This is a genomic window from Hymenobacter latericoloratus (genome assembly GCF_014199535.1).
Classification (GTDB): domain Bacteria; phylum Bacteroidota; class Bacteroidia; order Cytophagales; family Hymenobacteraceae; genus Hymenobacter; species Hymenobacter latericoloratus.
In genome coordinates, this window is sequence record NZ_JACHNV010000003.1 from 352,679 (window position 1) to 374,621 (window position 21,943).

Here is a 21,943-nt window from a genome sequence, read left to right on the forward strand (position 1 = left end):
AGGGTAGGAGAAAGAGGTTGCCCGCAGGAAATGCACCAGCAAGAACCCAGCGCATTACTTCTGCAGAAAATCGGCGAAGGACGTTTGCTCGTAGGCTTTCCCTAATTGCAGTTGGGCTTCCGAAGGGGTGCCCGTGCGCTCAATCGGGCGGCGGGCAACATTATCAAACGTGACCGTTCCGGCGGGGGTAGCTACCCCAAACCCATCAGTAAAGCAGTAAAAGGCCGCGCCGCCGGGCCAGGCCGCCGGGGCGGGCGCCAGCAGGTCGCGGCTCCAGGGAAAGCCGCGGACCGGCAGCTGAAGCTGGGTCAGCAGGGTAGCGGCTACGTCGGTTTGGCTGCCAAAGGTGCCGATGCGGCGGCCTCGCGCGCTGGCCCGCAGGGCGCCCCCGGTCAGAAGCAGCGGAATCCGAAATTTCTCGGGTGCGTGGTTGGGCGTGTCGCCCGGCTGATGATGGCCGTGGTCGGCAACCACTACCACCACGGTATTGTCCCACCACGCTTGCCGGCGCGCCTGCCGCAGAAACTGGCCCAGCACATGGTCGGTGTAGTACACGGAGTTCCGGAACCGGGCGGCTTCGTCCTCGCCGGGAAAACGGGTGGGCATGGGCACATCAAACGGTTCGTGGCTGCTCAGGGTAAAGGCCGTCACGAAAAACGGGGTGCGCTGCCGGGGCAGCTCCTGCAGCATGCGGGCCAGCAGCACATGGTCGTGGGCACCCCACTTGGAGTTCTGGTCGCGCCGGGCAAAATCGGCCCGCTCCGTGAACCGTTCGTAGCCGGCCGTCACGAGGTAGCTTTTCATGTTGGCAAAAGCCAGCTCTCCCCCGTGGTAATACGCGGTGCTGTAGCCCTGGGCCCGCAGCACTCGGGCCAGGTGCGGCAGCTGCTCGGTTTTGCGCGGCGACTTGATGATGCTGGTGGTAGGCTGGTTGGGGTAGCCGGAGAGCAGGGCTACCAGGCCCTTCTGGCTCCGGTCGCCGGCGGCGTACAGATGCTGAAACGACACGCCTACCCGGCTCAGGCTGTCGAGGGTAGGGGTTACGCCCGCCTCGCCGCCCAGGTGGCCCACCAGCTTACCCGTGAAGCTTTCCAGAATAAGAAAGAGCACGTTGGGCCGGGTAGTTCGCAGCAGCGCCACCGTATCGGGGCCGGCGGGGGCGTACAGCTGGCGGGTAAGGCGGGCGGCGGTAGAATCGGGCAGGAACTGGTAGGGGTTGGGGCCGGCATTCTGCAGGCGTAGGGAGTTGATGACGTTCCAGGGCACGTTAACGGCCGCGTGGTTGGCAAAGGGGCGGGCGGAAAAGTACACGTCGCTTTGGTTAACCGGAATCTGCTGCAGGCCCCCGCGCATAGGCACCACCAGCAGCGCCAGGTACAGCAGACCGGCCAGTGCGGCTCGGCCCCGCCCGAAGCCCGGCGGCAGCGCGGGCACATTCCCTACCACCCGCCGGTACAGCAGCCACCCCAGCGCCAGCAGCCCCAGCCACACCGCCAGCAGCAAGGCCATCGGGGCGCTGCCTGCCGAAGCGGCCATTTCCTGCGGGGTGCTCAGGTACTGCAAGGGGGTAGCATCCAGCCGGAAACCCCAGGCCCGGTACAGCTCCAGGTCAGCTACCGTCAGCAGGGTCACTACTATCCCCAGTATAGCCGTGAAAAGCCTGATCAGCCGCTCAAAAGGAAAACGAGGGCCGGCCAAGCTGCCTAGTATAAACAGCAGAAACGGAACCGCGCACAGGTAAGCCGTGGCCGCCGCGTCCAGGCGCAGGCCGTAGCTGAAAATACCAACCGTCGTGCCCGCCGACGCCCCGGCCAGGCGGCTGCCGTGGTACACCACAAAAAGGGCCTTAGCCAGAACGAAATAGAGCAGCCAGAATAAAAAGTAGCGCGGCTGAAACGCGAACCGGTTTTTCACCCCGCAAAGGTAGGCGCCCGGTATCATCTGCTCGCGCCCGCCTGCAGATTAAAGGACCGCCCCTGGAACCGGACAAGGACAGCTGAGCGGTGGGGGGCCTACCTGGCGGCTGTAGTATTTATTAGGGCACCCAGATGATTTTCAGCTAAAAATAGGGTCGATGATGGTATTGACAAGAGGCAGTTGATCGGTAAAAAGATGAGTTTTGTCGATTAGGGGGTAAAAAAAGAGGGGGTATTATGGAAAAACAGGTAATCTGTTCTACCTTTGACCCGGATAATTCCTCTGAAGTTCTCTCACGCCTAATTCCAGCATGGCAATTCTTCGCTTTAAAGCTCTTGAACTAGTTGACCAGCGCCAGCCGCTGGCCGTCACCATTGCCGGCGAGCGTCGCTCCGAGACGTTTGGCAAAAATGTTTTCAACCTGGATGCCATGCGGGCTACTATGCCCGGCGAGTATTTCAAGAAGCTGCAGGCCGCCATCAAGCAAGGCTCGCCGGTAGAACGCAGCGTGGCCGACGCCGTGGCTTCGGCCATGAAAACCTGGGCCATGGCCAAGGGGGCTACCCACTACACGCACTGGTTTCAGCCCCTGACCGGTGCCACCGCCGAAAAGCACGACTCGTTTTTCGACCTGAACTCCGACGGGCGGCCGATTGAGAACTTCAAGGGCTCGGCTCTGGTGCAGCAGGAGCCCGATGCCTCGTCGTTCCCGAACGGGGGCATCCGTAATACCTTTGAGGCCCGCGGCTACACCGCCTGGGACCCTACCTCGCCCGCTTTTATCATTGAAACCGCCGGGGCCAAAACCCTGTGCATCCCCACCATCTTCGTGGCCTACACCGGCGAGGCGCTCGACTACAAAGCCCCGTTGCTGAAGTCGCTGGCTGCCTTGGAAAAGGCCGCCGTAGATGTGTGCCAGTACTTCGACAAGGATGTGCAGCGCGTGCACACCACCCTGGGCATCGAGCAGGAGTACTTCCTGGTGGACCGCGCCCTGTACAACGCCCGCCCCGACCTGGTCATGACCGGCCGCACCTTGTTCGGGCACGCCCCAGCCAAGGGCCAGCAGCTCGAAGACCACTATTTCGGCTCTATTCCGGCCCGCGTACACGCCTACATGCTGGATTTCGAAGAAGAGTCCAACAAGCTGGGCATTCCGCTGCGCACCCGCCACAACGAAGTAGCGCCCCACCAGTTTGAGTGCGCCCCTACGTTCGAGGATGCCAACCTGGCCGTGGACCACAACCAGCTGCTCATGGATATCATGGAGCGCGTGGCCGACAAGCACAACTTTAAGGTGCTCTTGCACGAGAAGCCCTTTGCGGGCGTGAACGGCTCGGGCAAGCACAACAACTGGGCTATGAGCACGGATACCGGCGTGAACCTGCTCGCGCCCGGCCGCCGGCCCAAGGAAAACCTGCAGTTCCTGGCGTTCTTTATCACCACGATTAAGGCCGTGCACCGCTTCGGCGATTTGCTGCGCGCCTCCATTGCCTCGGCCTCCAACGACCACCGTCTGGGTGCCAACGAAGCCCCGCCGGCCATTATGTCGGTGTTCGTGGGCTCGATGCTGGACTCGGTGCTGGATGAGCTGGAGCGCACCGCCAAAGTGCCCCTGGACAAAGGCGACAACATCTACCTCAAGCTCGGCATCGACAAGATTCCGGCCATTCTGCTCGACAACACGGACCGCAACCGCACCTCGCCCTTTGCCTTCACCGGCAACAAGTTCGAGTTCCGCGCCGTGGGCTCGTCGGCCAACTCTTCCTCGGCCATGACCACGCTCAATACCATTGTGGCCGAGCAGCTCATCGACTTCAAGCAGTCGGTTGACAAGCTCATCGAGCAAGGCAAGAAAAAAGAAGTGGCCATTGTGGACGTGCTCCGCGAGTACGTGATCAGCTCGAAAAACATCCGCTTCGAGGGCAACGGCTACTCCGATGAGTGGAAGGAGGAAGCGGCCCAGCGTGGCCTCTCCAATGTGCCTACCACCCCCCAGGCCCTGGATGCCATCGTGCAGGAGGATGCCGCTTCGTTGTTTGAGCGGCACCACATCTTCTCGCACGTAGAGCTGCACGCCCGCCACGAGATTCTGCTGGAAGACTATATCAAGAAAATTCAGATTGAAAGCCGCGTGATGGGTGACCTGGCCGTGAACCATATCATCCCAACGGCGGTTGCTTACCAGACCAAGCTTATTACCAACGTGCGCGGCCTACGCGAGCTAGGCCTCGACGATGAGAACACCACGGTAACGCTGAATACCATCAAAGCCATTTCGCGGCACATCACCACCATCAAAACCCAGGTGGATGAGATGATCAATGCCCGTAAAGTGGCCAACAAAATTGACGATACGCGCGAGCGGGCCGTGGCCTACTGCGACACCGTCAAAGCACATTTCGACACTATCCGCCGCTCCGTAGATAAGCTGGAGCTGATGGTGGCCGATGAGGACTGGCCCCTGGTAAAGTACCGCGAACTGTTGTTCCGGCACTAAGTCCAGGGTCAGAATCGGGCCGGAGTTGGGTGGGAATTTTCTCCGCGCCACGATTTCAGAAAAGCCGTTTCCGGGTGGGGACGGCTTTTTTTTGTGCCTACTGCCAAAGCCACGGCTGGAGAAACCAAGACTTTAGCAGTAGGCTCAGAGGTAGGAGAGAGTCCAGTTCTAGCGGCCTACGGAATGCTGCTGGGCTTCACGGAGCCACTGCTGAGCCTCGTCGAGGCGGGAGAACATGCGCATGTGCAGGCGCCCCCCAATGCCCAGAAACATGGATTGGGCCGACTGTGCGGCCAGGGACTCGGAGCTCACCACGTGCGCAAAATGGGTAAGGCCTTGGCTGCTGGCACGGGGCGCCCAATCGGTTGCAATCCATTCTACGGCGTGGTCCCAGGGGCCCAGAACCTGGCGGTTGTCGTTGAGCAGGTAGGGGCAGGCGTTTTCACGCAGGGGGTGCAGGCAGGCATCGGCGCCCGCCAGAACACCCACGTAAGTCTGGTAGCCAATCCAGTTGTTATACACCCATCGGGAAGCAGTATCATACTCGGTCGTAAAATACACCTTCCCGAAGCCATTGGTAAGTTCTGTGCGCATACAAGCAGGCCGGAGCAGCGGTAAGAAAACTTGTTTTAGCCAGCCCGGTGTTTCGCCTCCGCGGCCAGCACTTTATCCAGCACCAACAGCATCTGGCTGATGAGCAGCTGCCAGTCGGCGGGCTGGCTCAGGTGCAGGCGGCCCTGCAGCAACTGCTGGTGCAGCGTGTCGAGGTAGGCAAACTGCTGGCGCAGGGCCGGCCCATCAAGGTGCAGAAACCGGCCGTAAGGCAGGGAGAATATCTCGTCGATGAAGAACTGAATGGCCTGCTGCAACTGCTGCTGGTCGTGCGGGTGGTCTTGCCGCAGGGAAGGAAGCTGGTCGCGCAGGCGTTGAAGCTGGCTGACGGGCAGGGAGTGATTCATGTACGAAGAAAGGCGCGAAGCGTGGCCGCGCTCATATAGTTGATAGGGTATATCCTATTTTCTATAAACTATGTACGCAAATTCTTCGGTAATAGTCAAGATGTTAATGTAAGTGACTTGTTGCGAGATGTTTGCGAAGTAAGTTCTTGCGTCCTGACGGCCGGGCGGAGGGCTCCGCTGCCAGAGGAACGGGTTCATTTCTGGCCCGACTGGATTAGGCAGACAACTGGGGTGGCAGGGGCGTGTCATCCGGCAGCACTTCCGCGCCAGTACCGTGGTCAGGGGCAAGGCGCTTCCAGGTAGCGCGCTTCAGCTCTTCCAGACGTTGCAGCGCGTCCTGCACGGTAGCATGCTCGCGCAGCCTGTCGAAAAGCCCTGACTTCTGCGCTGCCTTCATTAACTGCTCCACCACCACAGGCAGAATCCAGCCCACCACATGCGAGGCCAGCGCCCCGCGCAGTCCCAGGCGCACCAGCAGGCGGGCCGTCATGCGCTCTAGCAGCAGGGTGCGGGCCGCGGGCAGGGCTTTGCTACTGAGAAAGTCGCGCACCAGCTGCACGTTTCCTTTCTGCACCTCAGCCCGCAGTACCTCCTGCACCGACTCCAGGGCCGACTGGGCGGCTTTGCGGAACAGCCGGCCGGTTTGCCAGGCCGCCAGCCCCGTCAGCTGGCCGGCCGTGCGCAGAAAGTGCGGAAATAAGGAGATATTCTTCATGCTGCAAGAAACGCAAAAAGCGGCGGCAAGGGTAAGTCCGCCGTGGCCTGCCTGCCCGGCCCATCGAACTTCCGTCGCGGCGGCTCGTTACTTACCTGTCCTTGTTTTTCTGCCTATGAATGCCATAGTCATAACCCAGCCCGGCGGCCCCGAAGTGCTGGAACTCCGCCAGTTGCCGCTGCCGGTGCCCGGCCCGCACGAGGTGCTGCTTCAGGTAGCCGCCGCCGGCGTCAACCGCCCCGATGTGCTGCTGCGCCAGGGCAAGTATCGCGGCAGCGGCGACGTGAGCGGCCTGGTGCCGGGCCTGGAGGTAGCGGGCACAGTGGCGCAGTGCGGCGCGGCCGTAACCCGCTGGCAGCCCGGCGACGCCGTGTGCGCCCTGCTGACTCAGGGCGGCTACGCCGAGTACGCCGCCGTGGACGCCCGCCATTGCCTACCCCTGCCCACCGGCTGGACCCCAACCCAGGCCGCCAGCCTGCCCGAAACCGTGTTCACCGTGTGGCACAACGTGTTTCAGCGGGGCCAGCTGCAACCCCACGAAACGCTGCTGGTGCACGGCGGCAGCAGCGGCATTGGCGTAACGGCCGTGCAGCTGGCCCGGGCCCTGGGCAGTAAAGTAGCCGCCACGGCGGGCTCTGCGGAAAAGTGCGCGGCCGTGCGGGCCTTAGGGGCCGAGTGGGCCATCAATTACAAGGAAGCCGACTTTGAGGCCATGCTGGCCGCCGCCGGTGGGGTAGATGTAATTCTGGATATGATAGGGGGCGACTATACCCCGAAAAATCTGCGGCTGCTGCGCGAAGACGGCCGGCTGGTGTTTATCAATGCTATGCAGGGTAGCACGGCCTCCTTTAACGCCCTGGAAGTTATGGCCCGCCGCCTGACCATAACCGGCAGCACCCTGCGGCCCCGCTCCGCCGAGTTTAAGGCGGCTCTGGCGGCGGAAGTAGAGCGCCACGTCTGGCCGCTGCTGGCGGCCGGCAGCGTGCGGCCCGTTATTCATGCTACCCTGCCGCTAACCCAGGCCGCCGACGCCCACCGCCTGCTGGAAAGCAGCGCCCACATCGGCAAAATTGTGCTAACGGTGCCCGGTTAGGAAGGGCTGACGGCGCACTGCCTGTGCCGCTACCCCATACAACCCGGCATGCGGCAGAAGCGTTGAGCTTCTGCAAAGCGGCTTTCTGCTTCGCCCACTTCCTATTTTCTTTTGTATGCCTACTGCTCTGCTTATCGGCGCCACCGGATTGGTTGGCGACCACCTGCTCCGGCAACTGCTGCTCGATGAGCGGTTTGACCGCCTGAAAGTATTTGTCCGCCGTCCTACGGGCTACCAGAGTCATAAGCTGGAGGAACACGTAGTGAATTTCGACCAGCCCCAGGCCTGGAGCGAGGACCTGACCGGCGACGTGCTGTTCTCCACGCTGGGTACTACCCTGCGCCAGGCCGGCAGCCAGGAAGCCCAGTACAAGGTCGATTACACATATCAGTACCGCACGGCCCAGGCGGCGGCGGCCAACGGCGTGTCATCCTTCGTGCTGGTTTCATCAGCCGGGGCCGATGCCGACTCTTTTGTGTTTTACAACCGCATGAAGGGCGAGCTGGAGCGCGACATCAAGCGCCTGCCGTTTCGCCGCATCCGGATTCTGCAGCCGGGGGTGCTGGCCGGCGGCCGCCAACAGGTGCGGCTGGGTGAGAAAATAGGGTTGGTGCTGGCCTCAGTGGTAGGGGCAGTGCCCCCGCTACGCGGCTACCGCCCCATTCATGCCCGTGTGGTGGCCCAGGCCATGATCAACGCCGCCCTCGACGAGGCCCCCGGCGTCAGCACCGACACGCTGGGCGGCGTGTTCACGCGGGCCGGTGAAACGGCGTAACCTGTCATTTGTATGCACAAAAAAGCCCGCTACCTGGCGGGCTTTTTTATAGATAGAATCTTCAACAGCACACTAGGCCCGCTTCCACTTAATGGTGCAGCCAATGGCTTTGGTGGAGTTAACCGAAGCGGGCTTGCCGGCCATGATGTCGGTCAGGGCGTTTTCCAGGTACTTGGTTTTCACCTGCTTGGCGTCTTCGGAGTTGTCGTCGATGGCCCCGATGTAGCTCACCACAAAGTCATTGCCCTGGCGGGTGAGTACGTAGAGGTGGGGCGTGCGGGTAGCGCCGTACTGCCGGGCTACCTGCTGGGTTTCGTCCTGGAGGTAGGGGAAGGCGTATTTCTTGTCCTTGGCCCGCTTCTGCATGTCGGCGAAGGAGTCGCCGGGGGCCACGGCGGGGTCGTTGGGGTTAATAGCCACCACGGGGTAGCCCTGGGCGGCATATTTGGTATTCAGGTCGATGATGCGCTGCTCGTAGGCCTTGGCGTAGGGGCAGGTGTTGCAGGTGAATACCACAATGTAGCCTTTGGCGGCCTTGTTATCAGCCAACGATACCATCTTGCCGTCCACGTTCCGGAGCTTAAAGTCGGCGGCTTTATCACCCACCTGGTACCCGTCGGCCGCCGGCCGAAGCACAATGAAGCTGCTCAGGGCCAGCACCAGGCAAGCCGCCAGAAAAGGAAGAAGCTTTTTCATAAGATGACTGGAAAAAAGGTGAAGAATTGGAGTGTCGTTCCGCGCTAAGCGAGAAATGACAGTTAGTTCACAAAAGCCTGCAGCTGCTTCTGCAACTCTTCGGCCGACATTTCCTGCTCAAACGTGGCCCGCTTGTGCTTGGCGTTGTTCAGGATGATGGTAAACGGCAGGGCCCCGGTCCATTTGGTATCTACCTTGTCAAGATAGGTATTCGGGTCGGTTTCATTGAGCAGCACCACTTCTGATTTCAAGCCCCGCTTCTGCACGAAGGGCTTTACCTTCTTGTCGAGCTGGGAGGCGTAGTCCATGCTCACCAGCAGCACTTTTACTTTCTGCTTGGCGTAGGTGGTCGTGAGCTGGTCGAAGTGGGGCAGCTCCTTCACGCAGGGGGCGCACCAGGTAGCCCAAAAATTGACCACGTAGGTCGTGTCGGTGGGGCGGCTCAGGCGCTTCTGCAGCTCTGGCAGCTTAATAACATCCACTTTCTGGGCCTGTCCTGGTAAGGCTAGCAGAAGGAAAGCAGCCGCCAGAATAAGGGATTTGAGTTGGTTCATCATGGAGAGAGGGGTAGGAGTTAGGCTAAAGACAGTTGAGTCGGCCAGAAGTTGCGAACGGGTAGGGGCGGGGCTCGTCCCCGCCCAAACGCAAGCACGAAACCAGGGGCCTAGCAGGCACGGCAAAGTATGGGCAAAGCTCGTCCCTGCTTAGCTATTGGCACGAAATCAGCCTGAAGGTATGTATGAAATCGGTGGTGTGGCGCGCCTGGCGGGCGGGGACAAGCCCCGCCCCTACCCCTAGGCGGAGCACAAACCTTCCGTTACCTTTGTTATTCCTCTGCAAACGCCTCCCCATTGGGTTATGAATAAGATCTATTGCCCCAGCCTCACTGAATACAAGCGCCGCTTATCCCGCGAAGTCCAGCTCGGCGACCTGCCCATGGGCGGGCTCAACCCCATTCGGGTGCAGAGCATGACCACCGTGGATACCATGGATACGCTGGGCTCGGTGGAGCAAACCCTGCGCATGGTAGAGGCCGGCTGCGAGTACGTGCGCATCACGGCGCCCAGCGTGAAGGAGGCCCAAAACCTGCTGGAAATCAAGAAGGAGCTGCGCAAGCGCGGCTGCAACGTGCCCCTCATTGCTGATATTCACTTTACGCCCAACGCTGCGGAGCTGGCCGCTCGCATCGTGGAGAAAGTGCGCGTGAACCCCGGCAACTACGCCGACAAAAAGAAGTTCGACGTCATTGAGTACACCGACGCTACCTACGCCGCCGAGGTGGAGCGCATCCGGGAGCGGTTCCGGCCGTTGGTGCAAATCTGCAAGCAGTACGGCACCGCCATGCGCATCGGCACCAACCACGGCTCTTTGTCGGACCGGATTCTGAGCCGCTACGGCGATACCCCGCTGGGTATGGTGGAGTCGGCGCTGGAGTTTCTGCGTCTCTGCGAAGAGGAAAATTACTACAACGTGGTCTTGAGCATGAAGGCCAGCAACACCCAGGTGATGGTGCAGGCCTACCGCCTGTTGGTGCAGAAGCTCGACGAGGAAGGCCTGCAGCCCTACCCCCTGCACTTGGGCGTAACCGAAGCCGGCGAAGCGGAAGATGGCCGTATCAAGAGCGCCGTGGGCATCGGCACGCTGCTGGAAGATGGCCTCGGCGACACCGTGCGCGTGTCACTCACCGAAGCGCCCGAAGCCGAAGCGCCCGTAGCCCGCGCCCTGATTGACCGCTACACTACCCGCGCCCAGGAGGCCAAACCTATTGCCCCGCTAACCGACGATTTTACCTCGGGAGCTACGGCCGGGGCGCACGAGTTCAAGCCCGAACTGATCAGCAACGACGCCGCTCTGTCGCCGATTGACCCCTTCCAGTACCACCGCCGCGTTACGCGCGAGGTGCTGAACCTGGGCGGGCAAAACGTGCCGCGGGTAATGGCCGACCTCTCGCGCCTGCCGGGCCTGGAGTACGCCGACCTGCGCGCCGCCGGCCACCTCTACTCGGCCTTCCTCGACAAGTTCCAGATGAACGACCTCGGGGCCGACTACGTGTACTCGGGCCAGCAACCCATTCCGTTTATGCTGCCCAACGGCCTGAAGGAGGTAGTGGATTATTCTGCCTGGCTGGATGGTGGCCAGCGCCCCGAGCATTACCCCGTGCTCACGCCGACCGAGTACGCCGCGGCCGGCGCCCGGCACCCGGAGCTGAACTTCGTGTTTCAGAACCTGGCTTCGCTCACGCCCGCGGCCCTGGAGCAGCTGCGCCAGGATGCGACGGCCGTACTCATCCTGCACACGGATAACGCCCACGCCATGCCGGAAATCCGGCGGGCCTTCTTCCGGCTGCTGCATAGCGGCGTCACGAACCCCGTACTCATCAACCGCCAGTACCCCGCCCTCACGCCCGAGCAAACCCAGCTCTACGCCGCCACCGACGTGGGCGGTTTGCTCCTCGATGGCCTCGGCGACGGGGTAGTGCTGAGCACGGAGCTGCTGCCCGAGCGCTCGAAAGCCGAGTGGCTCCAGACCATCGACCAGCTCAATCAGCTCTCCTTCGGAATTCTGCAGGCGGCGCGCACCCGCATGAGCAAGACGGAGTACATCAGCTGCCCCAGCTGCGGCCGTACCCTGTTTGATCTGCAGGAAACCACCGCCATGATCCGCAAGCGCACTGACCACCTGAAGGGCGTGAAAATCGGCATTATGGGCTGCATCGTGAACGGCCCCGGCGAAATGGCCGACGCCGACTACGGCTACGTGGGCGTGGGTAAAGGCAAAATTGCCCTCTACCGCGGCCAGGAAGTCATCAAGAAATCCGTGCCCGAAGAACGCGCAGTAGATGAGCTGATTGAACTGATGCGCGAGGATGGGAAATGGGTGGAAAAGGAGGTTATGGAGCCGGTGGTGGGGTAGGTTCCCGCACGTTTGTCATGCTGAGCGCAGTCGAAGCATCTCTACTGGCTATCCCGGTCGTGAGGGCGAAACGGTAGAGATGCTTCGGCTGCGCTCAGCATGACAGGCCTATTTTAGTTTGATTCTTCAGGTATGGAAGAAATTACAATTCAAGGGGAAAGTGGTAGCTTTCTACATATAGATCTTATTGAGGTATACGGGTTCCCATATGAAACTTGCTTTTGGGGTGGTTATGAGGTTCGGGCTGTTATTGAAATAAAGTCGGGTGGTTTTGAAGCATATTCAACTCTGTGGCTATCAACCGGCGAGCTATACACTTTTTACAATTCTTTAAAAGAGTGTAATGAGCGACTCAAAGGTGAGGTAAAACTGACTACTAGCGATAGTAATCTAGAGCTTGTAGTTCGCTATGATATCCAAGGCTTGGCTGCTGTTACAGGAAAATTCCGCGCCTCTGATTTTGATGGAAATGAACTGCAGTTTAAATACACTACTGACCAATCCTATATCCAGGCAACAATTACAGACTTGAAAAGGATTGTCGCTAAATACGGTGACATGAAAGGAGCTACGAATTAAAACATCCGCGCCGCTCATCCGTCTGCTTCTCCATGAAACTACGTGTGATAGTAACCGGCACGACCGGCATGGTGGGGGAGGGTGTGCTGCTGGAATGTTTGAATAGCCCCGAGGTGGAGCAGGTACTGTCCGTGAGCCGCAAACCCAGCGGCCGGCAGCATCCAAAGCTGCGGGAAATTCTGCACGCTGATTTCCAGGACCTCACGCCTATTCAGGACCAGTTGGCAGGCTACAACGCCTGCTTTTTCTGCCTGGGCGTGTCGTCGATGGGGATGAAGGAGCCGGAGTACCGCCGCCTCACCTACGACCTGACCCTGCACTTCGCCCACACGCTGCTACCCCGCAACCCCGGCTTAACCTTCTGCTACGTGTCGGGCGCCGGCACCGATGGCACCCTGCAAAGCCGGCAGATGTGGGCGCGGGTGAAAGGAGAAACCGAAAACGCCCTGCAGCAGCTCGGTTTCCAGGATGCCTATATGTTCCGGCCGGGTTTCATGAAGGCCACGCCGGGCCAGCAGCACGTGCTATCGTACTACAAGTATTTCGACTGGCTGTACCCGGTGCTGCGGGCCGTAACGCCCAAGTACGTTTCCACGCTGGCCGAAGTAGGGCAGGCCATGATTCGGGTGGCCCAACACGGGTATCTGCGCAAGGTGCTGGAAGTGCCGGATATTGTAGCGCTAGCTAACCTGCAGCAGCGGCAGGGTTCACCGGTTTCGGAGGGGTAGGGCCAGAACAGCTCTGCGTTCCTCTGCGCTCTCCTTCGCGCTCCTCTGCGGGAACCACCACCCGCCGGCACCACCAGAACCGTCCGCTTATTTACACTTCTCCTTACGGCGGGTGTCGATGACGTGAGCAATTTTCCAGCCCTCGGCCAGCTTTACCAGCTGAAACGAGTTGTAACCGCAGTGGCTGAAGGTGTTGCCCAGGTAGAACTCGTAGGGCGTCCAGACGCTGGCCAGGTTAGCATCAATCAGCACTTTATCAAAGGTGATGCGCTCATCATAGACCTCCTGGTGCGGGGTGCCCACCATCTTCACGAAGCTCGCCGGATTATCGGGCCGTAGCTGGATTTGGCCGCCTTTGGTACTGATAGTATGAAACACGGCGCCGGGAGCCAGCGTGGCCCGTACCATGGTGCTGTCGCCCTTGCGCATGCCCTCAAAAAAGGTCTGGATGGTGCGCTTCACCGCCTCTGTTTCGTTGGCGGGCTTTTGGGCGAAGGCTGGGGCAGCGGCAGCCAGCAGGCAGGGGAGTAGCAAATGTTTCATGGGGTAGGGAAGTTAGGTAGAGGTAGAGACACAGAAGGTCTGCCTGGCGTTGCGGACACCAACAAGCGCAGCTATCAGGCTTGAAGTGAGTTGCCGCTAGGCCAGTGGTAAAATTATGGGCTACCCCCTTGTAGCGGCTCAAACAGGCTATTTTTGCGGGAGCAAGGAATCCAACTGTAGCCCTTGCTCGTTTGCTTTTGCATGGAAATCCGCCGCACCTTCGACCTGCTACCCCACCTTATTGCTACCTCGCCCCAGGCCGATTGTCTGGTTGAAAAGAAAGCCGGCACCTGGCAGCCCCTGAGCACCACCCGCGTGCAGGAGCTGAGCAACCACGTTAGCCTGGGGTTGCGCCAGCTCGGCATTGGGCGCGGCGATAAAGTGGCTATTATTTCCGCCAACCGCCCCGAGTGGGTCATTGCTGACTTAGGCATTGCTCAGCTGGGGGCCGTGAGTGTGCCCATGTACCCTACCATTACGGTGGAGGATTACCGCCATATCTTCCAGGATGCGGGCGTGCGCGTGGTGCTGGTGCAGGATAAAAAGCTGCTGGCGCGGGTGCAGCAGGCCGTGGCGGGACTGGCGCACGGCCCCGAGCACATCTTTACCTTCGACAAGCTGGAGGGGGTAGCACATTTTGGTGAGCTGCTGGCGCTGGGCCAGGGCGAAAACCCGGCGGAACTGGAGGCCCTGAAAGCTGCCGTGCAGCCCGATGACCTGCTCACCCTGATTTACACCTCCGGCACTACCGGTCGGCCCAAGGGCGTAATGCTCAGCCACCGCAACATCCTGTATAACTGCGAGAACCTGACCGGTTACCTACCCATGCCGGCGGGCCAGAAGGCGTTGAGCTTTCTCCCACTCAGCCATATTTTCGAGCGCACGGCCACCTACCTCTACCTGCGGCTGGGCTTTAGCGTGTGGTACGCCGAAAGCGTGGAGCGCATTGCCGACAACCTGCGCGAGGTACAGCCCCAGGTATTTACCACCGTGCCCCGCCTGCTCGAAAAAATCTACGACAAGATTGTGGCTCAGGGCCAGAAGCTGACCGGCGCTAAGAAAAAGCTGTTCTTCTGGGCCCTGGACCTGGGCCTGCGCTACGACACGCAGAAAGACCAGGGTTTCTGGTATAATACGCAGCTGGCACTAGCCAATAAGCTGGTGTTCAGCAAGTGGCGCGAAGCCCTGGGCGGACAGGTGCGCTACATCGTGAGCGGGGGTGGGGCCCTGCAGCCGCGCCTGGCGCGGGTGTTTTGGGCCGCAGGCATCCCTGTAATGGAAGGCTACGGCATGACGGAAACCTCGCCCGTAATTGCCGCTTCCCAGCCCGTAGCGGAAGGTAACTTTATCGGGGCAGTAGGCCCTGTCATTCCCGGAGTGGAGGTAAAAATTGCCCCCGATGGGGAAATCCTGACCCGCTCGCCCTCCGTGATGCAGGGCTACTACAACCGCCCCGACCTCACGGCCGAGGTCATAGACGCCGAAGGCTGGCTGCATACCGGCGACATCGGCGAGTTTATCCAGGGTATATTCCTCAAAATCACGGACCGCAAAAAGGAGATGTTCAAGACCTCCAACGGTAAGTACGTGGCCCCGCAGCCCTTGGAGTCCAAGATTTCGGAGTCGCCGCTGGTGGAGCAGGTGATGGTAGTGGGCGAGGGAGAGAAGTACGCGGCGGCTCTGTTGGTGCCAGCCTTTGCCGAGCTGCGGGCCTGGGCCAAAAGTCACAACCTGCCCACTGACCTCTCCGACGCCGCCCTAGCCGCCCACACCCAGGTGCAGCAGCTCTACGAGCAGCTCGTGCAGCAGGCCAACGCGGCCTTCGCCCAGTGGGAGCAAATCAAGAAAGTAGCCCTGATACCCACCCTCTGGAGCGTAGAGTCGGGTGAGCTGACGCCCACTATGAAAGTGAAGCGCAAAATCGTGAGTCAGAATAATCAGCAGCGGATCGAGTCGCTGTTTCGGTAGGGCTAGTCAAACCGTTGTCCTTCCGAGCGGAGCGAAGAATCTGGGTCAATCTACTGTTAGGCTAGCCCAGATTCCTCGCTCCGCTCGGAAGGACAATGCCCTTCTTTCGACCCTCGATATAGGCGAATGAATATCTTGCGGATTGTAAATCTTTCTGCCCCGGCGGATGTTATTAAAGCGTACCAGACAGCACTCCCATCATGCGCAAAGACCTGTTTAACTTCGGTCCGGCTCTCGGTTACTTCTTCCGCAAGCCCGATCCTACCCGCCACACCAATTTCAACCTGCGCACCATGCACTTCATCAATAAGCTGAGCATGGCCATGTTCCTGGTGGGCTTTATCATTCTGCTCTACCGCTGGTTTCTCCGCTAGTTGCCAGCCTTTCTACTAGAAGACCGCCCGGCTCCTCTCTCCAGCCCGGCGGTCTTTTTTGCGTGGATGCGTTTACTTAGCGGCCATGAACATTGAAGACTTCCGCGACTACTGCCTGCTGAAAGCCGGCGTCACCGAAGAAACCCCCTTTGGGCCTGACACGCTGGTATTTAAAGTAGGAGGCAAGGTGTTCGCTCTTACCGACATCAATACCTTCGGCAGCATTAACCTGAAGTGTGACCCGGAGCGAGCCCAGGAACTGCGCGAGCAGCACGACTACGTGCTACCTGGTTTCCACATGAATAAGAAGCACTGGAATACCGTGCTCATGGGTACAGGCATTCCCGGCCGGCAGTTGCGCGAGCTGATTGATCATTCCTACGACTTGGTCCGCGCTTCCCTACCCCGGAAACAGCGAGAGGAGCTGGCCGCTGCTGAGCAGGAAGGGGAGTCGTCTTCGGAAATATAGATAGGAAGAAAGATTAGTGCCATCCTGAGCGTAGCGAAGGACCTTACCACGTCTGCATGAGGCGAAAGGCGACCTGTTCTGGCGTGATAAGGTCCTTCGCTGCGCTCAGGATGACAGGTGGGCTTGGTATTGATTATAACAAGTGCCTACTGCTTTTTCGTGAGCTTTTCAGCTTGCTCAAAACCTTGCTGTAACTATTGTGGTTACAGCTATATAGTTGCCCCGCCGCGCGGTAGCAATTACCAAGGCGAAGATGCCGCTTACCATCCATCATGCAGATTAGCAGCCGTTTCTCCGTCGCCGTACACGTTCTTTCCCTGCTGGCCTTGCAGCAGGAAGATGACGTATTGCTGACCTCAGAACGGATGGCGGGGAGCGTGAATACCAACCCCGTTGTGATACGGCGCTTACTAGGGCAGCTCAAAAAGGCGGGGCTGGTGGAAGTGCGTCCTGCTTCGGGCGGCACCTTCCTGACGCGCCAACCGGCGGCCATTTCTCTGCTCGATGTGTACCGGGCGGTAGAGGTAGTAGGGGAAGGACAGCTGTTCAGCGTTCATGACAAGCCCCTGCAGGCCTGCTTGGTAGGCCGCAATATTCAGTCGGCGCTCGATGCTACCCTGCAGCGCGCTCAAAACGCGCTGGAACAGGTATTGGCCGGTGTCACCCTGCAACAAGTCACCACCGAAATCATGTCGCAGGAAAACCTGAAAAATTAAATTTTTTTGCCCTGAACTGTAACAATGATAGTTACAGCCAGTTTCCGTTTCTCACTTCACTTACCTACCCCATGAAAATTGCCCTCATTGGTGCTACCGGCTTTGTTGGTCCGAAACTGCTGCGCGAAGCCCTCAACCGCGGTCATCAGGTAACGGCCATCGTGCGCGACCCCGCCAAACTCACCGAGCAACACGAAAACCTGACGGTAGTAACCGGCGACGTAAACCAGGTGGACGAGCTGGCCCAGCAGCTGGCCGGCCACGACGTAGTGCTAAGCTCCTTTAACGCTGGCTGGACCAACCCCAACCTGTACGAGGATTTCCTGCAGGGCTCCCGCAACATTCAAGCGGCCACCGAAAAATCGGGGGTGAAGCGCCTGATAGCCATTGGCGGCGCGGGCAGCCTCTACATCAACGGCCAGCAGTTGGTGGATGGCCCGGAGTTTCCGGCCAACATCAAGCCCGGCGCCACCGCCGCCCGCGACTACCTCACCGAGCTCAAGCAGAACGATACGCTGGACTGGACGTTCTTCAGCCCCGCCATTGAGATGCACCAGGGTATCACCACGGGCCGCACCGGGCACTACCGCCTCGGCACTGAAAGCCCCGTCTTCAACGAAGAAGGCCGCAGCGTCCTCTCCGCTGAAGACCTGGCCATTGCCCTCCTCGACGAGGTAGAACACCCCAAGCACATCCGCCAACGCTTCACGGCGGCGTATTAGAAACTAAAGCTAGAAAGTTAGTTCCCCTCCTCAGATGAGGAGGGGTTAGGGGTGGTTGATGAATGGTCGAACGATACTAGAGCTAGAAGCTAAATAACGTTCAACGAGTAGTCAACCACCCCTAACCCCTCCTCATCTGAGGAGGGGAACTAACTTTCTAGCTCTAGCTAGAAACTAAAAGGCCCACCAGAGAAATCCGGCAGGCCTTTGTTTTAACCAATGAGGGTAGGGGTTACACTACCACGTTCACCATGCGGCCGGGCACTACAATTACCTTCTTGGCTTCTTTGCCTTCGGCGTAGCGGGCCAAAATGTCGGTGGCACGTACGGCTGCCTCTATTTCGGCGGCGGTAGCGGTGGCCGGGAATTGCAGCTGCTCGCGCACCTTGCCGTTGATGGCTACCGGGTAGTTCACGGTATCTTCCACCAAGTATTCCTCCCGGAACTCGGGGTAGGAAGCCGAGCTGATGGAGCCAGCTTCATGACCGAGCTTCTGCCACAGCTCCTCGGCCAAGTGCGGGGCGTAGGGAGAAATGAGCACCACTAGCGGCTCGAGAACGGCGCGGTTGTGCGTGTTCAGGGCCGTCAGCTCGTTCACTGTAATCATCAGGGCGCTGACGGTGGTGTTGAACGAGAACTTCTCGATGTCTTCTTCTACCTTCTTGATGGCCTTGTGCAAGGCCTTCAGCTCAGCAGGTTTCGGCGTTTCGTCGGTTACGGCGAAGTCGCCATCCTGGGGGTGGTAGAGGCGCCAGAGCTTCTTGAGGAAGCCCGCTACCCCGCTCATGCCATTGGTATTCCAGGGCTTGAACTGTTCCAGCGGCCCGAGGAACATCTCGTACAAGCGCAGCGCATCGGCCCCGAACTTCTCAATGAGCGTGTCCGGATTCACCACGTTATACTTCGACTTCGACATCTTCTCGACTTCAACACCGCATACATAGGCGCCGTTGTCCTCAAGAATAAACTCCGCGTTGGCGTACTCCTCGCGCCAGTTTTTGAAAGCGTTAATGTCGAGTACGTCGTTCTCCACGATGTTCACGTCCACATGCAAAGCGGTGGTTTCATACTGATCTTTTTTGCCTAGTGTCACGAACGTGTTGGTGCCGTTGATGCGATACACGAAGTTCGAGCGGCCCAGAATCATGCCTTGGTTGATGAGCTTTTGGAAGGGCTCATGAGCGGTTACCAGGCCGAGGTCTTTGAGGAAGAGGTGCCAGAAGCGGGAGTAGAGCAAGTGGCCCGTAGCATGCTCTGCACCACCGAGATATAGATCTACTTGCTGCCAGTATTGCTCAGCCTCCTGGCCCACGAAACGCTCGTTATTCTGTGGGTCCATGTAACGCAGGAAGTACCAGGAGGAGCCAGCCCAGCCGGGCATGGTGCTCAGCTCGTAGTCGTACTGGCCCTTGTACTTCCAGTCCTTGGCGCGGGCCAGGGGCGGCTCGCCGGTTTCGGTAGGCTTGTACTCATCGATTTCCGGGAGCACCAGGGGTAGGTCGGCCTCGGCCACGCCGTAGGCCACACCGTCCTTGTAGTAGATTGGGATGGGCTCGCCCCAGTAGCGCTGGCGGCCGAAGATGGCGTCGCGGAGGCGGAAGTTCACCTTGCCTTTGCCGATGCCGCTCTCTTCCAGCTGCTGAATCAGGGTTTGCGTAGCTTCCTTGTAGCCCATGCCCTGAATAAGGCCGTGCAGGTAGGTGCCTTCCTTGGTCGGGTCGGCCTGCTCCTCAATCTGCTGCTGATCCACTACCTGCACGATGGGCAGGTGGAAGTGCTTGGCAAACACGTAGTCGCGCTGGTCGCCGCTGGGCACGGCCATCACGGCGCCGGTGCCGTAGCCGGCCAGCACATAATCGGCAATCCAGATCTGGATGGGCTCGTTGGTGAAGGGATTCAGGGCGTACGCGCCGGTAAAAGCGCCCGATACGGTTTTAGTATCGGCCATCCGGTCGCGCTCCGAGCGACGCTTCGTAGCGTCGATGTATTCCTGAATAGTAGCTTGCTGCTCAGGGGTAGTCAACTCGGCAACCAGCTCGTGCTCCGGCGCCAGCACCAGGAAGGTAGCGCCGTAAATGGTGTCCACGCGGGTGGTGTACACCTTGATCTGCGCCTGCTCGTGGCCCTGCACCGCGAAGGTTACCTCGGCCCCGATGCTCTTGCCAATCCAGTTGCGCTGCATTTCCTTTACCGCCTCGGGCCAGTCGATGGTATCGAGGCCCTGGAGCAAACGGTCGGCGTAGGCCGTGATGCGCAGGTTCCACTGCGGCATTAACCGACGTTCCACGGGGAACCCGCCGCGCTCCGAGAGGCCATCTTTCACCTCATCATTGCTGAGCACCGTGCCCAGGCCGGCGCACCAGTTCACGTAGGTGTCTGACTGGTAGGCGAGTCGGTAGGAGTGGACGGCCTGGAGCTTCTGCTTTTCGTTAAATAGCTGCCACTGGCCCGCCGTGAAAACCTGCCGCTCTTCCTCGTCGCCGGCCGCGCGAATTTCCTCGCTGCCCGATTCGGCAAACCGCTTCGTAAGCTCCGAAATCGGCTCGGCACGGTCAGTGTCGAGGTTATACCAGCTATTGAACAGCTTGAGGAAAATCCACTGCGTCCATTTGTAGTAGCTGGGGTCAGAGGTGCGCACCTCCCGGCTCCAGTCGTAGCTGAACCCCAGGGAGTTAAGCTGCCGGATGTAGGTGTCGATGTTCTGCTCGGTGGTAATAGCAGGGTGCTGACCGGTCTGGATGGCGTACTGCTCGGCGGGCAGGCCAAACGAGTCGAAGCCCATGGGATGCAGCACGTTAAAGCCCTGCAGGCGCTTGTAGCGCGACACAATATCGGAGGCGATGTACCCTAGTGGGTGGCCTACGTGCAGCCCTGCCCCGGAGGGGTAGGGGAACATATCCAGTACGTAGTATTTGGGCTTATCCGGCTGGTTTTCAGCCTTAAAGGTATTGTGCTCTTTCCAGTGGGCTTGCCACTTCTTCTCGATATCCTGGGGATGGTAACCGGGCATGATGTACAGCTTCGTTGTAGCCGGCGAAAATACGGGCAATTGGCGGGAATGGCTAATGCTGTTCCATACCGGGCTCAGCTGCGGGTTCTCCCAGGGGTAGGAAACGGACTGGACCGGGGTAGTGGCGCTATTATGAGAGCTGTTCGTTACAACCCGGCAGTGGTGTAGCCTAGTACGGCCGTTTCGCCGGTGTCGGACAGGACGAAAGATTCGCTGCTAGGAGCCATTTCGTAGCGCATCACCACGTCGGTTTCAAAGGCAATAAAATACCGGCACAGCAGGTCCAGTGCCCGCGACTGCCAGGAGGTAGTATCTAAGTACACCTCCAGTTCGGCGGTCGAGAGGTGAAGCAAGCGGATTTCCAGCGCCGGCAGGGTTTCCTGGTAGCCCCCGCTCAGCACGAAGTCGCGGCCCAGCTCGCCAAAGCCGAGGGTTGCGCCCTGGCTCGTTGAACCCGCAGGTAAGGCTTCGGGGGCGAAATGCAGCGGGGCCACCGGGCGCAGGCGCACGGGCACGCCCAGAATGCTTTCAAATACTTGCTGGGTGCGGGGCAGGTCGCCGACAATCCGGTGGGCCAGGGGTAGCAGGTAGAGCAGGGTGGCAATATGCTGAGCAGGAAACGTACGGTCCAGCTCCCAGAAGCGCGCCAGTACCTCATTATACCACTGCCCCGAAATACTGGTCATGTAGTGCCGCTCTTCTTCCTCCAGCAGCACCCGGAAGCGGTAGAACTCCTGCTCAAAAGGCGCGAAAAAGCGGCGCGTAGCCTTTTCGCGGCGGCGTTGGGCCTGAATATCTTCCACCATGCTGCGCACGCCGTGCTGGTTGGGGTTGCCAGGCTGGTGAAACAGCTGCTGGGGTAAAGCGTCGTAGAGGCCTTCGCGGTGTACCTCCACCACGGTTTTAGGGTCTTGCCACCGCTCGGCCTGCTCCTCGCTTACCGTACCAATATCAGCCCGGTAGCGGCGGGCAAACAGGCTCACCGGCCGGATAATGAAGTCATTGAAGCGGTAGCCATGGGCCAGCAAATCGCCGAGGACTACCTCCAGGCGCAGATCAAACCCTTGGCGACGCAGCTGCTGCAGGAGGACCACGGGTGTAGCAGTTGGGGCCGAAGCAGGGGGTAGGGCGGCACGAATCAATCGAGTATCAAAATGAAATACATCCGCGCTGGGGTTTGGCATACTATCTTTTTTCTGACAACTTACAATCGATTGGCTAGTACTGAAAAAGCCGGAACCAACGCTCTGATTCTCTTAACTCAGG

20 protein-coding genes are annotated in these 21,943 nt (G+C 59.6%); 11 read left to right on the plus strand and 9 right to left on the minus strand.

The annotated features are described in order from the left end of the window. Nucleotides 1-54: 54 nt before the first annotated feature. Entirely contained in the window at nt 55-1,914 is a 1,860-nt protein-coding gene (locus GGU46_RS11955; protein ID WP_183403771.1) for an LTA synthase family protein, read from the minus strand. Between the two features lie 313 nt (nt 1,915-2,227). Between GGU46_RS11955 and GGU46_RS11960 the strand changes: the two genes are divergently transcribed. Further along, a complete protein-coding gene (locus GGU46_RS11960; RefSeq protein ID WP_183403772.1) occupies nt 2,228-4,417 on the plus strand; it encodes a glutamine synthetase III family protein in 2,190 nt (729 codons plus the stop codon). A 168-nt stretch (nt 4,418-4,585) separates the two neighbouring features. Here GGU46_RS11960 and GGU46_RS11965 read toward each other — a convergent pair whose 3' ends face one another. The 3 genes from GGU46_RS11965 to GGU46_RS11975 form a co-directional block, all read right to left on the minus strand. Further along, nucleotides 4,586-5,011, minus strand: coding sequence for an STAS/SEC14 domain-containing protein (locus GGU46_RS11965; RefSeq protein ID WP_183403773.1), 426 nt, complete (start codon nt 5,009-5,011; stop codon nt 4,586-4,588). Between the two features lie 35 nt (nt 5,012-5,046). Then, entirely contained in the window at nt 5,047-5,376 is a 330-nt protein-coding gene (locus tag GGU46_RS11970; protein ID WP_183403774.1) for a hypothetical protein, read from the minus strand. Nucleotides 5,377-5,590: 214 nt separating this feature from the next. Beyond that, entirely contained in the window at nt 5,591-6,091 is a 501-nt protein-coding gene (locus GGU46_RS11975; RefSeq protein WP_183403775.1) for a hypothetical protein, read from the minus strand. Nucleotides 6,092-6,206: 115 nt separating this feature from the next. Here GGU46_RS11975 and GGU46_RS11980 point away from each other — a divergent pair, with 115 nt between their 5' ends. Both GGU46_RS11980 and GGU46_RS11985 read left to right on the plus strand, forming a co-directional pair. Next, nucleotides 6,207-7,184, plus strand: a complete 978-nt coding sequence (locus tag GGU46_RS11980; RefSeq protein WP_183403776.1) for an NAD(P)H-quinone oxidoreductase — start codon at nt 6,207-6,209, stop codon at nt 7,182-7,184. Between the two features lie 115 nt (nt 7,185-7,299). Next, on the plus strand, nt 7,300-7,959 hold the full coding sequence (locus GGU46_RS11985) for an NAD(P)H-binding protein (protein ID WP_183403777.1): 660 nt from the start codon (nt 7,300-7,302) through the stop codon (nt 7,957-7,959). Nucleotides 7,960-8,031: 72 nt separating this feature from the next. Here GGU46_RS11985 and GGU46_RS11990 read toward each other — a convergent pair whose 3' ends face one another. Next, nucleotides 8,032-8,655: a thioredoxin family protein gene (locus tag GGU46_RS11990; RefSeq protein WP_183403778.1), complete on the minus strand. Its 624-nt coding sequence runs from the start codon at nt 8,653-8,655 to the stop codon at nt 8,032-8,034. Between the two features lie 62 nt (nt 8,656-8,717). Next, entirely contained in the window at nt 8,718-9,212 is a 495-nt protein-coding gene (locus GGU46_RS11995; RefSeq protein ID WP_215906338.1) for a TlpA disulfide reductase family protein, read from the minus strand. Between the two features lie 301 nt (nt 9,213-9,513). On the opposite strand from GGU46_RS11995, the gene ispG reads away from it, so the two are divergent. The 3 genes from ispG to GGU46_RS12010 all read left to right on the plus strand — a co-directional run bounded on the left by ispG (nt 9,514) and on the right by GGU46_RS12010 (nt 12,875). Beyond that, a complete protein-coding gene (gene ispG, locus GGU46_RS12000; RefSeq protein WP_183403779.1) occupies nt 9,514-11,568 on the plus strand; it encodes a (E)-4-hydroxy-3-methylbut-2-enyl-diphosphate synthase in 2,055 nt (684 codons plus the stop codon). 132 nt (nt 11,569-11,700) lie between these two features. After that, nucleotides 11,701-12,147 (plus strand): WapI family immunity protein, encoded by a 447-nt coding sequence (locus GGU46_RS12005; RefSeq protein ID WP_183403780.1) that lies wholly within the window; start codon nt 11,701-11,703, stop codon nt 12,145-12,147. Nucleotides 12,148-12,179: 32 nt separating this feature from the next. Further along, nucleotides 12,180-12,875 (plus strand): Rossmann-fold NAD(P)-binding domain-containing protein, encoded by a 696-nt coding sequence (locus GGU46_RS12010; protein WP_183403781.1) that lies wholly within the window; start codon nt 12,180-12,182, stop codon nt 12,873-12,875. An 87-nt stretch (nt 12,876-12,962) separates the two neighbouring features. Here GGU46_RS12010 and GGU46_RS12015 read toward each other — a convergent pair whose 3' ends face one another. Beyond that, the gene (locus GGU46_RS12015; RefSeq protein ID WP_183403782.1) at nt 12,963-13,418 is read right to left on the minus strand and encodes a Cif family virulence factor; all 456 of its coding nucleotides are present in this window, start codon (nt 13,416-13,418) and stop codon (nt 12,963-12,965) included. 201 nt (nt 13,419-13,619) lie between these two features. Here GGU46_RS12015 and GGU46_RS12020 point away from each other — a divergent pair, with 201 nt between their 5' ends. The 5 genes from GGU46_RS12020 (at nt 13,620) to GGU46_RS12040 (ending at nt 17,667) form a co-directional block, all read left to right on the plus strand. Then, nucleotides 13,620-15,386, plus strand: a complete 1,767-nt coding sequence (locus GGU46_RS12020; protein WP_183403783.1) for an AMP-dependent synthetase/ligase — start codon at nt 13,620-13,622, stop codon at nt 15,384-15,386. A gap of 200 nt (nt 15,387-15,586) precedes the next feature. Continuing rightward, nucleotides 15,587-15,760 carry a DUF6728 family protein gene (locus tag GGU46_RS12025; protein WP_180754489.1) on the plus strand — a complete coding sequence of 58 codons (174 nt, stop codon included), beginning with the start codon at nt 15,587-15,589 and terminating at the stop codon, nt 15,758-15,760. Between the two features lie 85 nt (nt 15,761-15,845). Then, a complete protein-coding gene (locus GGU46_RS12030; protein WP_139921650.1) occupies nt 15,846-16,229 on the plus strand; it encodes an MmcQ/YjbR family DNA-binding protein in 384 nt (127 codons plus the stop codon). Nucleotides 16,230-16,501: 272 nt separating this feature from the next. Next, nucleotides 16,502-16,945, plus strand: a complete 444-nt coding sequence (locus tag GGU46_RS12035) for an Rrf2 family transcriptional regulator (RefSeq protein ID WP_139921652.1) — start codon at nt 16,502-16,504, stop codon at nt 16,943-16,945. A gap of 71 nt (nt 16,946-17,016) precedes the next feature. After that, complete coding sequence (locus GGU46_RS12040; protein ID WP_139921654.1) at nt 17,017-17,667, plus strand: NAD(P)-dependent oxidoreductase; 651 nt, start codon at nt 17,017-17,019, stop codon at nt 17,665-17,667. A 232-nt stretch (nt 17,668-17,899) separates the two neighbouring features. Here GGU46_RS12040 and leuS read toward each other — a convergent pair whose 3' ends face one another. Together leuS and GGU46_RS12050 are read right to left on the minus strand one after the other, a co-directional pair. Next, nucleotides 17,900-20,677: a leucine--tRNA ligase gene (gene leuS / locus GGU46_RS12045; protein ID WP_183403784.1), complete on the minus strand. Its 2,778-nt coding sequence runs from the start codon at nt 20,675-20,677 to the stop codon at nt 17,900-17,902. Between the two features lie 146 nt (nt 20,678-20,823). Next, entirely contained in the window at nt 20,824-21,819 is a 996-nt protein-coding gene (locus tag GGU46_RS12050; RefSeq protein WP_183403785.1) for a hypothetical protein, read from the minus strand. Nucleotides 21,820-21,943: the final 124 nt, after the last annotated feature.